Below are 12,524 nucleotides of genomic sequence, written 5' to 3'. Positions count from 1 at the left end.
TCGGACTTCAGGATTTCCGGCTCGATATTCTGTATCACCGCCGCCTTCGGCTGACGGGCCACTTCAGCCAGCGCCTGCTGGCATTCCACCGTCGGTTGTTCGACCCGGCGCAGCGTCAGACCGTCATAGTGCAGTTCGCTCCCATCCAGCACTAAAGGCATGACGCGCGACTGGCGGTTGACGTTTACGTAATCGCCGCTGAGGCGCGAAAGTTTGCCTGGTTTGGCGATAACACGCATCCACTGACGGCAGTCCAGCGTGCTGCCGTCCGGATTTACAATCAGACTGCCCAGCGCCTGATCGCTGCGTAAGCCGCTTTGCGGGCCGAAGGTTTGCCAGTTGCCCTGCAGGCTGGCGGGGGCCGGCGTCTGCACCGCATCCTCATAGCTGTTAATTTGCGCACAACCGGCCAGCGCCAGCGCGGCCGTCAGCATCCACTTTTTCATCGTTAATCCCTGAGATCGCTTCAATGGCGGCTAAGTTATAATTTTTCGCCTGCTTTCCGCAAGCAATCCCGGCTCTGCTTCGCGCCGCGCGCCGCATTTTTTTCTTCCCATCTTCTCCGGAACAGCGTCCTGACAAGGCCAGGTCGGTGAGTTACACTGGCGCGCTGCACCACAATAATTTTTCAGGAAACCTTATGAAAACGCCAGAAGCCTATTACGCGCAGGCGCGCGAGATGTTCTTTACCGCCCACGCTGATTTTAAGGCCGCGCTTGATGAGCTGACAGAAAGCGACGCGCGCCATGCCAATATGTCGCTGCGCCAGCTGCGCGAATGGCATGCCGAACGCATTTACGCCGCCTTTTTGCGTCAAAAAAATCTTGATGGCATGATATTTTCTATTCAGCTTGCCGAGCCGGATAAGGCCGTGGCCGCGGAAGCGATTGAAACCTACCTTAAGTCTCATGCGGAATCGCTGGGTATGACCTGGGAAGAGTTCTGCATTAAGAACGAACTCTGACCGGCCGAGAACGGCAACACCTCCAACCAGTAAAATAATTCAGGATTAAATTGTACAAGCCAGTAAAACTTGTATAAGTTTACTTCACGACTTCGGTCGTGATTGTCCTTGAACGAATGGTGCGCTTGCACCGCCTCTGGAGGTGTTGCTGGATTTCCACCTCCAGAGGTTCAATTTTTTACCCTGCCGCCGTTTTTTTCTCTCTGTCCTTTGATTAGCACCTGCCGTAAATTTGCGTATCACGCTAAAAAAACCGTCAGACGCCCCCTGAGATGCTTGTCACTGGTTGGATTTACAGTATGATGTGCCAGCGAATGTCTTCCCTGTATGGAATACCAGTATGTTTGTGGAATTGATTTACGATAAGCGTAACGTAGCCGGCCTGCCAGGCGCGCGCGAAATGATTTTACGTGAGCTGGAAAAGCGCGTGCAGCGCGTCTTTCCGGAGATTGAGGTGCGCGTAAAGCCGATGGAGCGCAATGCGATCGAAACCGATATGAGCAAAAACGATAAAGCGACGCTTGCGCGCATTATTGAAGAGATGTTTGAAGAAGCGGAAATGTGGCTGGTGGCCGACTAAGCGCGACGACCACCGGCTGGAGCAGGGTTACTTCTCCTGCTCGCTGTGGTTAACCGCAATCTCCATATCCTGGATTACGGCGTCTAAATCATCCAGCAACGTGCCCTGTTTGTTTAGCAGCGCATCAATGCGTCCGGCAAACTCTTTATCTTTATATTCGCCAGCGTCAAATGCGAGCCAGTGGCTGGAGAGCGTTTCGGTATTGGTTTGCGCATAGTGGCGCATCTCTTTCAGCTGCGAGGTCACATCGCGCAGGTAGTCAGTTTTGCTTTTCGTTTCCACTGAATCACTCATGCTGTTTTTCCTTTTGCTGTTTTAACCAATAAATATTTCGCGTGAATGATTAAAGGTAGTGGATTATAACGAAGCCGCCTTAAGAATGTTCGCAACTTGCCTCTGAGGTTACTCACAGGCATCTGCCGGCCGGGACGTCAATCCAGCCAGAAGCGCAATTATCTGTGAAAAAACAGGGGACCCGCTGTCCCCTTTGTATGTCGCTTACGCTCATTTATTACAGATATTTACGCGCCAGCTCAAACAGCTCCTTCCTGGCAGCCGAGCCAAGACGCTCGATACCCTGCTGGACAAAATCAAACGCGGCGCTGAAATCTTTTACGCCTGCGCTAAAGTCGTCTTGCCCGGTTTGCGCCGTCGGCTGCGCAGATGCCTGCGCAGTGGATACAGCTGCGGCCGCTGATGCCTGTTCAGAGGCGCTGCCAGCCTGCGAACTGGTCTGCCCGGCAGCGGCATCCGCCACGGATGCCTGCGCCTGGGGCTGCGCGTTAGCAGAAGCATCGGCCGCCGCTGGTTGATCGGCGGACTGAGCAGCAGCGGTCGAGGGCGTGCTCTGATCGGCTGGCTGCGGAGAGGCGGCAGCATCCGGAGCTGCGTTCTGATCCGCAGACTGCGCGGATGCGGAAGCGTCCGAGGCTGTGCTCTGATCCGCAGACTGTGCGGAAACGGAAGCGTCCGAGGCTGTGCCCTGATCCGCAGACTGCGCGGATGCGGAAGCGTCCGCGGCTGCGCTCTGATCCGCAGACTGCGTGGAAGATGCGGCATCCTGGGCTGCGCCCTGATCCGCAGACTGCGCCGATGTGGCAGCCGCAGTTGCGCCCTGATCCGCAGACTGCGCGGAAGATGCAGCATCTGGGGTTGCGCTCTGATCCGCGGACTGCGCCGGCGGGGTGTGCTGCGCCGTTGCGTCAGGCGCCACATGCGTTTCTCCCGGGGTCTCCTCTGAAGTCGCTGGCGCGACCGTTGAGGGCGAGGTTAAGCGCTGCAGCTGCGGATCGGTGGGCACATTGGCGTCCGGTACGGCAAACTGTGGCAGTGCGGCGTCACTGTTTTGAGCGGTTGAGTTAGTGGTGCTGGTATCAGTCATAGCAGACTCCTTCGTGATAATAAACGATCGGAGGGCGTGAACACCTTCCCCAATCAGGTTAAAAATTCGCATAGGGTTCTCCTGTTACGGCTTTGCAGAGGATTCATCCTGTATTACGACCTGCTTCACCTTGTCGGCCGTCTGGGCAGCGGTCCGATCGGGCAGCGCGTCCAGCTTGCGCTGGAGTGCGGACACCTGCTTCGACAGCTGATCAACTTTGGCTTCGCGTCTGGCGGCGGATTCGCGGGACTCCTGCCGAATCTCTTCAACGCGCCGATTGGCAGTACTGCTGACGTATAAAAAAAGAATGGTCATCACAACGCAGACCATCGACATGCCCAGCATCAGCACGCCCAGCATAAGTTTACGTTTGTGGGTTACCGGTCTTATTTCACTGTGTATCTCTGCCATCGTTACGATCCTCCAGAGTGGAAATTAGCCTGTCGATTTCATTGCGGAACTTGCTGTTTTGATCGGCATCGGTCATTGCCACCAGGATGCCGAGCGCGTTTTTGATCAGACGCAGATCGGTCTCAAGGGTGGATATCCGCCGCAAATTGGTGTCGTGCCGTACTCGCAAATCATCATTCTCCTGACGGAGCAGCGCGTTACTCTCCTTAAGCAACAGCACCTGCTCTTTGTAGCTGGTAATGATTTCTCCACCGGCACGATTGCTGGTGACAATAGAGGCAATGCCTGCAATGAGCGGCTTCCAGAAAAGCGCGGCCGCTCCGCCCCCAAGAACTAATGCGCCAACACTGGTAATCAGACTACTTTCCATGCCTCACCTCTGTGCCTCGACGGGTAACGGCTGCTGACGTCAGGCGTACAACGCAAAGCGCCTCCCTCGCTGCAACTTAAGATTGCTTAAATTCACAGCTTAAGTATACTTAAGTCTGGCTCTCAGGAGATGTCAAGACGATGGAAAAAGAAACAACAGGTGAACGTATCCGCTTCCGACGTAAAGCCTTGAATTTGACGCAAAAAGCGGTAGCGGAAAAAATTTCGGTTTCCCATGTAGCGATATCACAGTGGGAAAAAGAGGAGACGCTGCCGCGCGGCGAAAATCTGCTGCGGCTCGCAGAGGCGCTGGGCTGCGCGCCTGCATGGCTGGTTGACGGCGATGGACCGGTTTTTACTGTACAAAATCAGACGCAAACCGGTCTGCCCATACTTGAAAGGGAGCAAATTTCGCTATGGCTGTCAGAGGCGAACCAGGTTGAAATTGCCAGGCGTGTGCAAACGGATCGCGACTACTCTACCGCCAGCTTTGCTGTGCTGCTTTGGGACAATGCGCTATCGCCGCAATGCCTGCGCGGCGATCTGCTGATTATCGATCCAGAGCTAGCGCCTCAGCCTGGAGATCTGGTGCTCGCGCTTAATGGCGACAGCGATTATGTGGCAGGCAAATATCGCGCGCGCAGTCAGGACAGCTTTGAACTGGCGCCGCTTAATGAGGATTACCCACTGTTGCGCTCGTCTGAACAGGCGCTTTCGGTGTTGGGAACCCTGGTTGAATGGCGACGCTATCGTGACACACAGCAATAACAGCGCAGAAGAAGAGAGCGTGGGAGAAAATTTACCGCTTCGCTCGAACTTTCGTTACGGATTAGCATCTGACTTAATATGTGGATTATTCCATGTAACGATTTTCACCCGCCTTGAGCGGGTTTTTTTTCGCTATAAGAATTTCCTGTGACAGATTACATGCCTGTCCATTTCCTTATTTTCGGCCCGGTGAGAAGATAACCAGGCGCTATGCGCATCGCTTTTACGTAATGTAAACGAGAGTTCTGCTTGAATGGGCTTGCCCGCCTTATGCGGGCAATTTTTTACGCGCGCGGTAATGAACAAAGCCGTCCGCAGACGGCTTTAGCATTCAGGGGTTAAGATTCTCATCCTCTTCTTCATCCTCGACGTCATCTTCCTGATACTCGTCATCTTCTGGCATCTCATCCTCATCCCCACCAGGGATATCTTCAACGCTGCCTGGCACCTGGCCATCGCCGGGGATTGGATCAATATCATCGGGACGTTCTGACATACGCACCTCCATTTACCCTTATTGGGTCTATCAAGTTTAGCGCTGTGACTATTTATCATGCGTATCAAATTACCGAAACGTGAACGAAGCGTAAAAGGTAAAACATTACCGCTTTGCCGTTTGGCTTTTTGTAAAGCCATGTTCCGCTTGTTGTATCAACTCATCTCATTTCATTTTTATCTGATAAATTCATCCTCATTATTTGACGGATCGCTTTATAGCTTCTTGAATGAAATAGAGGTCAACAAGGGAGGTACATATTATGACTGAATTACTGCATATCATCTCTGTCAGCGCTATTGTCGCCGGGATATATTTAATCGGCTAAGATAATGGTCACGTAAGGGTAATATATGAATACATATCCTTGACGCCGGGTAATAGCGTTTTGAAGCCTGGCTTCATCGCAGATCCGTATATAATCTGACCTGCGACGAGGTTGTAGTCAGTTACTACCCTGCAGACAGAGTGTATCTGCCTGAATATATGGCATTATCGCTTTAAAGCTTGTCCTGCTTGATTATTTGAATTGGTGTTAATGATGCAGCATTTCTTCTACGACCTGCTGTTGCGTTAACTGATACGGATAATAGGTTGGCCAGTGATCCATTTCCTGCAGCAGTGCCTGTTGAGAAACATTGCCGGTAAATATATGGAAATGGCTCGACTTGCGCGGTGTAATTATATGATCGCTAAACTGAACATATTTAGGTGCGGTACTGTGCGCATCATGACATTCAAACAGGTAGCGAACGCCTTTCTTACCTGAAGCATAATTCAGGATTTTGTGCCCGGCATAACTGTAGCGGCAGGATGACACGCTGTCGCCACGGTGGAATTCAATAATCCCATTTTCGATGCCCAGGCGATCGATATCGGTAGCATAGCCTTTACGATAATAGGCTTTGTATTGCTCTGGACTCTTATGCCCATCCTTTTGCGCTTTCATTTCAAAGACCGGATCAAGTTTTCCCTGCTGTAACAGCGGATAAACCGATTCCCATACCCCATCCCAGTCTGCCAGCGTGCGGTCTTTAACTTCTTTATCATCAAAGATGCCTTCAGCTGCTTTCTGCTCCATTTGCGACAGCGCCGGGCCGTGTGAATGATGCCCGTGGGCTATAACCTGCCCGCTGATCGCCAGCATCAAGAATAGTGCTAAAGCCTGTTTTTTCGCCATCATTTTACCCTCCATGAGTGAAAGAGTGTGAAATGTTATGATATAACGTTTCACAAAACAAGCTTTGCGGGCTAATGCGTTTTCAGAGTGAATGGCAACGATGCTATCGCCCTTAGCGGGAGCGGCATTTTACGTCACGCAACGCCTGCAACTCCGACAGCCGCGATTTCGCTTTTTCGCTGGCATTATGACGCGCAATGCCGTTACCGATCCCGAAGTCGCCCAGAAAGCCCAACACCGTACGAAAGTCAAAGTCGCTGGTCTGTTTGATCTCCTGCTGAATACCCTGTGTTTTGGCGATCTCTCGCTCCAGCGCCTGACAATCCAGCGCCACCGCTTCCTCATTCGTAACCGCTGGCGCCTGTGGATACTGTTTGGTCGCGCATGCGGCAAGCAGCAGCACGACTGTTATTAAAACTAATTTTTTCATTATGGTTCTGCTTCGCTGTGCCTGGAGTGAGGGACGTAAACCTGCCTGTGTAATTTTTCGCACTGAGATATGGGGTGCCAGATGGAAGCAAGTTAAGTCCGGTTTAGCAGAAGCATACTGCGAGGCCTGTTTCATCAATCTGGCGAACAGGCGGTGTTTTGGGGGGTAAATCGAGCCTGGCATCATTGCCAGCTTCTTAAATAGAGTTGGCTAATATTTGCAGTAAACTTGCGAAGTACGTCCAATATGAATTTCCGCAATTAAATATGCCGAAATTTCTTTTCGCTTATTCTATGACTCCCGGCAAACCTACAACTACCGGTCACGCCCTGCCGGAGCAAGGCCCCAACTTCATCGCCAGTCAGATGGGGCATGCAAATGCGCAGAGGGTGTATCGGGTATCCCCCTGTGTCACTGGGGCGCCTTCACGAAAGCAGACGTTAACGACTTCTGGGATGAGATGCCGTTCAAGCTCAATATCCCGCCCCATTACGGGAACTGCCTTACATGCTTCAAGAAGAGCAATGCCAAGCTGTTCCTCATCGCTCACGAACACCCTGAGTGGTTTGCCTGGAATCGCGACATGGAAACTCGTCACGGCATGGCTAAAGCAAAGGAAGGCCATATCTGGTGGCGCGGAAAGCGCAACACAGACCAGTTAATCGCCGATGCGCAGTTAGAAGACAGGCAGCAGCTTATCTACCTGACAAAATTCAACCCTGACGACGGTGACGGCTGCACATTTTCATGCGAGCCTTTCCAGAACGTTGCCGACGAAAATGAATTTGAAGAGGAAAACGCTGCATGAAAGGCGAACTTCTAAGAGAGGGAATAGAGGCAACAGCTATTAATGGAAGGAATTAACTATATGTTACACACCTCTATAAAATTCAGAGTTTAGCTATATCCGCCTGCTTGTACTTTCCTAAAAATACACACATGACAATAACCAACATTAATAAGAATGAAAAAATATAACGTTTATAAAAGAGATGGGGAAGAGAAGTTTATTTTTTATGGCTTTCCTTTTTGGCTAATGGTATTCACATAGGTTTGGGCTATTTACAAAAGAAAATATCTGTTAAGCTTGAAACTTTTCCTGTCCCTGGTGATACCATGTATAGCCTGCCTGGAGCTTTCACCTGCCTTTGGAATATTAATGAGTATATACATCGTATTATTCCATTATGTATGTTGTGAATGTACTACGTGGTAGGAGGAAAAAGAGTTAGTTAAATCTGGTTATTACCTTGATCGGCAACAAATCTTACTTTAAAAGAACATTCATAACTAAACCTCGCTCTAGCGAGGTTTTTTATTGCCCACATTAGATTTACCCCCTAAAAAACTGGTTATGTCAACAGTATTTTGGTGCTGGGGCAGCTTTCTATATGCTCGCCAAAGGTGAGAAGCTCACGAAGCACGAGATATTTCACCGCTACGACTCTGTCCGGTTTTTCATCTGGCCGCGCCGCGAAAAGTGAGACGTGCCTGAGTGCGTCGGAAATGAATGGATAAGGCTGACAGACGAGCTATTCGGCATCGAGAACGGAGCTTTCGTGTTCGCGTATGATAAGTATTGCAGGGATGAAGAGATTAAGAGTCGGAGATGGCGAAGGTAGCGGTATACTCAGGGAAGGAGGAAAACAAAATGTCAAAAACAGAAATCTTTGCAGCAATCAGAAAGGCTCTGGCAGAAGCTCCACAGGGGCAGCGCTCTCAGGTGATGCACCTTCAGATGATTAAATATGCTATCCAGTTGGGTGATATTGACGGCGCAGAGTTTTGCCGTGAGGTGGGACTTAAGGAGTCGTTCAAATCTGAATTAGCCAAGATGCGTAAAATCACAAGCCATCTCATTTCTGCTGGGCTGGATACTTCAAAAATCTGAGGCTCGCATGTCATACAATATCGCAGCACGCAGCAAAGAAGAACGCGACCGGATGAATGTTGATTTAGCGGCGTCAGGCGTTGCTTATAAAGAGCGCATGAATATGCCGGTAGTGGCGTATGAAGTTGAGATGCAGCAGCAGGAAGCGCTTCGGGAATACTCTCAGGAGCGGCTGCGGTTCTACAGGGAAGAGTCGAATAAATATCCGAGGGGTACGGACCCGGTTTATCAGAAAGAAGATAGATAACCATCTAAAGATGATGATTTTCAAGCCAATGACATTATGACATCTAACTCAAGAGGGATTTTTAATGTCTAAAGCAACAGTAGTTTGCCCGTCATGCTCAAGCACTTCGACACATGATCATGGATTCATCAACGGCGATGGTTCGACTCGCAAAGTCTGCCCCCAATGCCGGAAAACCATTGTCATCTATTTTCGAAAAGGGAATGTCTACAAAGTAACAAGCTAACTAATTCCATGGAAAATTAACCTCGCCACAGCGGGTTTTTTATTGCCAAAAATTCATCAAAGAACGCATCTATTGTGACACCGAACCAGCCCACATCCTCGTCGCCAATAAGGCACTGGAAGCGCATAAAGCCAGGTATGGCGAGGGCAACAAGCATCATCACATCACCTATTCCATCGCCTATCACGGCAAACACTACCAGGTTGAGATCATTATGCGCCCTATCACTATGGTGGCAACTATGTTGCTCTCTTAAGATGCCATCTCTAGAATAGCTCAACCTTTACGTTTATCAGACAATTCACACACACAATAATGACTAACCAAATTAGGTCGATTCAGGCATTGCGTGGGCTGGCGTGCATAGCAGTTGTGACTTTCCATTACCGATACCAGATTGAATCGCAGTACCCAGCATTTCACAAGTTACTAAGCAATGGCTTTATCGGCGTGGACTTGTTTTTTATTCTTAGTGGATTCGTTATCACATTGTCTGTGTCGCGGATGGGGTACGGTGTGCTTGCAGCCGGAGAGTTTTTGAAGCGGCGCGTTCTGCGCCTGCTCCCTACCTATTTTATCCTGTTGTTGATCAACTTCCTGTTAAGTGGAGCAATGGCAACCTTTCATTACGCAGACAGGACGCAAGCGCTTATTAGCGCTTTTACGCTCTCGGTTTATATGCCACATCAAGCACCATTTTATGTGAATGACAGCGGATTTATGGGCGTGCGTTGGACACTTAACTATGAGTTTTTATTTTATCTAATGATGACTATATGCCTACTGGTGCGTGCTCGGTGGGTAGCACTGACAGCAATGCTACTCGCAACGCTGATAGTAGTGCCAATGGCTATAGGCCAGCAGCCAACATTATTAGTAAGCGGATATAACATGGGCTACAGTTACCTAAATCTAGTGACCAATCCAATTATTTGGCAGTTTGCTGCGGGCATATTGATAGGCTTGGTTTATCCGTATATGGTGCGTCTGCCGATTGCTATGCGCATTTTTTTCCTGATTGCAGCAATGATTCTTTTCGTTCAACATATAATTAGCAACCAACATGTCGGGCATGGCATGACTGAATCAGGTACTATTCTGGCTCTTCTGTTGGCGGCAATTGCGTTTAATGACAATTGGTTAGGACGCATTACGCCACGCTGGCTAGTATTTATGGGTGATATTTCATTTTCAGTTTACCTGATTCACATAGTAATAAAAGACAGGCTATCCAAATACTTCACGGATGAAGGCTTAATGTTCTTTCTATGCGCCCTACTTATGGTAATTTTTTTTGGGTGGTTAAGTTACCTTTACATTGAACCTATCGGATATAAATTAGCACGTAGGATAAAAGGCAGAAAAATTCACACTGAGGTTAGCTAACTGATAAATCTTAATTATCATTCTGTTCATAAAAAACACAACAGTGTCAGGAAAGAATTCAGATTTCATTTTGAATGAGATTTAAATAAAGAAGCCGATATGGGCCAGATTCTTAGGAATCTGGCCCTTTTTATTTGCATTATGCTGGACTGGCTATGGCCGGCAAAGGAGTAGATATGGAAAACGTAATTCAGCTGGCACCCAATAAATGGGTAACTGAGGCGGTACTGATGGCTGTAACTGGCATGCGACCCGACACTATCAAGCGAGTTCGCGAAAAGGCATGGATGCAAGGAAGGGAATATCTGCTGTTCTCGCCTGAAGGAGTTCCCGGGCTTAACAGCCAGTGCATGTATAACCGCGAAGCTATCGACAAATGGATCGAGTCACAACTGAAGAAGCAGCCTGATGCCAGAGAGCGAAAAAAGCATAACCTGATCGCCCTTTTCACACAGAGGATAAACAATGGCAGCATATCCAAAAGGAGTAGAGAACCACGGAGGGTTCCTGCGCATCAGCTTCCAGTATCAGGGGGTGCGAGTGAGAGAGTCGCTCGGCATACCCGATACTGCCAAAAACAGGAAGTCAGCCGGCGAACTGCGAGCTAACATAGTCTACGAAATCAAGACGGGCTCATTCAGCTACCAGAAGACCTTCCCGGAGTCAGCCAACCTGTCGCGCTTCTGCGCAATAAAGGAAGAGTTAAGCGTCAAAGAAATGGCTGAGCGCTGGCTTCTTATAAAGGAGTCAGAAATCAGCCGTAACACCCTGGCTTCTTATAAGACGAGGCTAACAACTACCATCGGCATTATTGGTGCAGAGCGGATGATCCGCGCCATCCGCACCGAAGACATTCAGCGCATGCGCATGGAGCTGCTTAAAGGGAGCTACGTTTACGGTCGCGGCAAGAATATGCATGGAAAAGGCCGGTCAGTTGTGTACGTAAATACGTGCATGTCAGACCTTCATTCACTGTTCAAATTTGCGCACGAAAACGGATACGCCGATCGCAATGTAGTCTCTACCCTTACACCTCTTAAAAAGGACAAGCCGCAGCCCGACCCGCTAACCCGTGATGAATTCACCCGGCTGATTGATGCATGCCAGTCTCGCCAGCTAAAGAACTTCTGGTCGCTGGCTGTTTACAGCGGCATGCGACACGGAGAGCTCTGCGCTCTGGCATGGGAAGACGTCGACCTGGTTAAAGGGACGATTACGGTCAGGCGTAATCTTACTAGCCAGGACGATTTCACCCCGCCTAAAACGGCGTCCGGTGAGCGGACAGTATTTCTGGTCGATTCAGCGGTCAGGGTGCTGAAAGACCAGTTAGAACTGACGCGAATGAGACCTCCTGCTGCCATTACCATGTTTTCCCGGGAATACGGGAAAAACAGCAAGGAGGAATTAACGTTCGTTTTTAATCCCAAAGTCACCGCCGTGAACAAAGCCAGTGACGATTACTACACCGTAGCCTCTATTCCACAGACATGGCGTTCTGCAATCAGACGCGCCGGTATCACTTATCGCAAACCATACCAGTCCAGGCACACATATGCATGCTGGTCACTTTCTGCCGGAGCAAACCCCAACTTCATCGCCAGTCAGATGGGGCATGCAAATGCGCAAATGCGCAAATGCGCAGAGGGTGTATCAGGTATACGGATCCTGGATGAAGGAAAATGACGAAGCACAGAGGAGCCTGCTCAACGAAAAACTGAACGAGTTTGTCCCATCCATGCCCCACACCAAAGCGATCTAACCTTTAATTTTATATTTATTAGTTAGTTAGCTAACCTACACCTGCATATTCATAATATCAGTATAAGCCGCCACCAGCTTGTTCCTGACCTGAATGCCCATCTGCATTGAGATAGAGGACTTCTGCATATCCACCATCACATCGTTTAGCGCGATACCGGGTTTACCCATTTCAAAATCCTGCGCATGAGCGCGAGCGGTGTTCTGGGTGTCGCTGATCTTATCCAGCGCCGCTTTCATCGTGGCGGCGAAGTCGACCGGCTGCGTCGCATCGCTGCTTTTGTTACTGGCCTGCAGCGAAGTCAGCTGAAGCTGCTGTAAAACGCCGTCAATTGCCTGAATGGACATGCAGTTACCTCATTAAGCGAAAGGGTTAGATTTTTCTACGCTCAAAAAGTTAGCACATTGTCAATGAGACAAAGGCGCTAAATAACCGC

At 49.5% G+C, this 12,524-nt stretch carries 19 protein-coding genes and 1 pseudogene; 10 read left to right on the top strand and 10 right to left on the bottom strand.

Translation table 11 applies throughout. From position 1 onward, the window contains the following. The coding region (gene yedD / locus B3797_RS10130; RefSeq protein WP_311791002.1) for a lipoprotein YedD at nt 1-446 on the bottom strand (446 nt) is incomplete at its 3' end. A gap of 194 nt (nt 447-640) precedes the next feature. Here yedD and B3797_RS10125 point away from each other — a divergent pair. Together B3797_RS10125 and B3797_RS10120 are read left to right on the top strand one after the other, a co-directional pair. Next, nucleotides 641-964 carry a DUF6388 family protein gene (locus B3797_RS10125; protein ID WP_311782373.1) on the top strand — a complete coding sequence of 108 codons (324 nt, stop codon included), beginning with the start codon at nt 641-643 and terminating at the stop codon, nt 962-964. Nucleotides 965-1,304: 340 nt separating this feature from the next. Next, complete coding sequence (locus B3797_RS10120; protein ID WP_123799910.1) at nt 1,305-1,544, top strand: DinI-like family protein; 240 nt, start codon at nt 1,305-1,307, stop codon at nt 1,542-1,544. Nucleotides 1,545-1,571: 27 nt separating this feature from the next. On the opposite strand, the gene B3797_RS10115 is transcribed toward B3797_RS10120, so the two are convergent. The 4 genes from B3797_RS10115 to B3797_RS10100 form a co-directional block, all read right to left on the bottom strand. Next, a complete protein-coding gene (locus B3797_RS10115) occupies nt 1,572-1,838 on the bottom strand; it encodes a hypothetical protein (protein ID WP_311782374.1) in 267 nt (88 codons plus the stop codon). A gap of 217 nt (nt 1,839-2,055) precedes the next feature. Further along, nucleotides 2,056-2,925: a hypothetical protein gene (locus tag B3797_RS10110; RefSeq protein ID WP_311791001.1), complete on the bottom strand. Its 870-nt coding sequence runs from the start codon at nt 2,923-2,925 to the stop codon at nt 2,056-2,058. Between the two features lie 84 nt (nt 2,926-3,009). Beyond that, a complete protein-coding gene (locus tag B3797_RS10105; RefSeq protein ID WP_311791000.1) occupies nt 3,010-3,285 on the bottom strand; it encodes a hypothetical protein in 276 nt (91 codons plus the stop codon). A gap of 31 nt (nt 3,286-3,316) precedes the next feature. Next, nucleotides 3,317-3,706, bottom strand: a complete 390-nt coding sequence (locus B3797_RS10100) for a hypothetical protein (RefSeq protein ID WP_120453738.1) — start codon at nt 3,704-3,706, stop codon at nt 3,317-3,319. A 140-nt stretch (nt 3,707-3,846) separates the two neighbouring features. On the opposite strand from B3797_RS10100, the gene B3797_RS10095 reads away from it, so the two are divergent. After that, complete coding sequence (locus tag B3797_RS10095; protein ID WP_311782377.1) at nt 3,847-4,473, top strand: helix-turn-helix domain-containing protein; 627 nt, start codon at nt 3,847-3,849, stop codon at nt 4,471-4,473. Between the two features lie 331 nt (nt 4,474-4,804). Here the strand turns inward: B3797_RS10095 and B3797_RS10090 are convergent, their stop codons facing one another. The 3 genes from B3797_RS10090 to B3797_RS10080 all read right to left on the bottom strand — a co-directional run bounded on the left by B3797_RS10090 (nt 4,805) and on the right by B3797_RS10080 (nt 6,579). Continuing rightward, complete coding sequence (locus B3797_RS10090; protein WP_311790999.1) at nt 4,805-4,969, bottom strand: hypothetical protein; 165 nt, start codon at nt 4,967-4,969, stop codon at nt 4,805-4,807. Between the two features lie 535 nt (nt 4,970-5,504). Beyond that, nucleotides 5,505-6,152: a metal-binding protein ZinT gene (gene zinT, locus B3797_RS10085; RefSeq protein WP_414693062.1), complete on the bottom strand. Its 648-nt coding sequence runs from the start codon at nt 6,150-6,152 to the stop codon at nt 5,505-5,507. Nucleotides 6,153-6,261: 109 nt separating this feature from the next. Further along, nucleotides 6,262-6,579 (bottom strand): hypothetical protein, encoded by a 318-nt coding sequence (locus B3797_RS10080; RefSeq protein WP_311782379.1) that lies wholly within the window; start codon nt 6,577-6,579, stop codon nt 6,262-6,264. Between the two features lie 583 nt (nt 6,580-7,162). Between B3797_RS10080 and B3797_RS10075 the strand changes: the two genes are divergently transcribed. From B3797_RS10075 to B3797_RS10065, 3 genes are all read left to right on the top strand, one after another. Then, the gene (locus tag B3797_RS10075; protein WP_311790998.1) at nt 7,163-7,387 is read left to right on the top strand and encodes a hypothetical protein; all 225 of its coding nucleotides are present in this window, start codon (nt 7,163-7,165) and stop codon (nt 7,385-7,387) included. 843 nt (nt 7,388-8,230) lie between these two features. Beyond that, complete coding sequence (locus B3797_RS10070; RefSeq protein WP_311790997.1) at nt 8,231-8,470, top strand: HTH-like domain-containing protein; 240 nt, start codon at nt 8,231-8,233, stop codon at nt 8,468-8,470. A gap of 7 nt (nt 8,471-8,477) precedes the next feature. Continuing rightward, the gene (locus tag B3797_RS10065; RefSeq protein WP_311790996.1) at nt 8,478-8,717 is read left to right on the top strand and encodes a DNA polymerase III subunit theta; all 240 of its coding nucleotides are present in this window, start codon (nt 8,478-8,480) and stop codon (nt 8,715-8,717) included. 242 nt (nt 8,718-8,959) lie between these two features. Here B3797_RS10065 and B3797_RS10060 read toward each other — a convergent pair whose 3' ends face one another. Beyond that, nucleotides 8,960-9,106, bottom strand: a complete 147-nt coding sequence (locus tag B3797_RS10060; protein WP_311790995.1) for a hypothetical protein — start codon at nt 9,104-9,106, stop codon at nt 8,960-8,962. On the opposite strand from B3797_RS10060, the gene B3797_RS10055 reads away from it, so the two are divergent. From B3797_RS10055 to B3797_RS10040, 4 genes and pseudogenes are all read left to right on the top strand, one after another. Then, on the top strand, nt 9,038-9,199 hold the full coding sequence (locus tag B3797_RS10055) for a DUF4060 family protein (RefSeq protein WP_311791023.1): 162 nt from the start codon (nt 9,038-9,040) through the stop codon (nt 9,197-9,199). The genes B3797_RS10060 and B3797_RS10055 overlap by 69 nt on opposite strands. A gap of 59 nt (nt 9,200-9,258) precedes the next feature. After that, nucleotides 9,259-10,329: an acyltransferase gene (locus tag B3797_RS10050; protein ID WP_311790994.1), complete on the top strand. Its 1,071-nt coding sequence runs from the start codon at nt 9,259-9,261 to the stop codon at nt 10,327-10,329. Between the two features lie 155 nt (nt 10,330-10,484). Beyond that, nucleotides 10,485-10,937 carry an excisionase family protein gene (locus tag B3797_RS19585; RefSeq protein ID WP_414693061.1) on the top strand — a complete coding sequence of 151 codons (453 nt, stop codon included), beginning with the start codon at nt 10,485-10,487 and terminating at the stop codon, nt 10,935-10,937. Further along, nucleotides 10,837-12,088 (top strand): annotated as a pseudogene (locus B3797_RS10040) (Arm DNA-binding domain-containing protein). Before B3797_RS19585 ends, B3797_RS10040 begins: the two are co-directional and overlap by 101 nt. Nucleotides 12,089-12,123: 35 nt before the next feature. Here the strand turns inward: B3797_RS10040 and fliE are convergent. Further along, nucleotides 12,124-12,435, bottom strand: coding sequence for a flagellar hook-basal body complex protein FliE (gene fliE, locus B3797_RS10035; protein WP_120453591.1), 312 nt, complete (start codon nt 12,433-12,435; stop codon nt 12,124-12,126). Nucleotides 12,436-12,524: the final 89 nt, after the last annotated feature.

This window comes from Pantoea sp. UBA5923 (assembly GCF_002431095.1).
Lineage (GTDB): Bacteria > Pseudomonadota > Gammaproteobacteria > Enterobacterales > Enterobacteriaceae > Pantoea > Pantoea piersonii.
The sequence above is the reverse complement of the archived record's forward strand: the minus strand, read 5'-3'. Positions and strand labels throughout refer to the sequence as shown.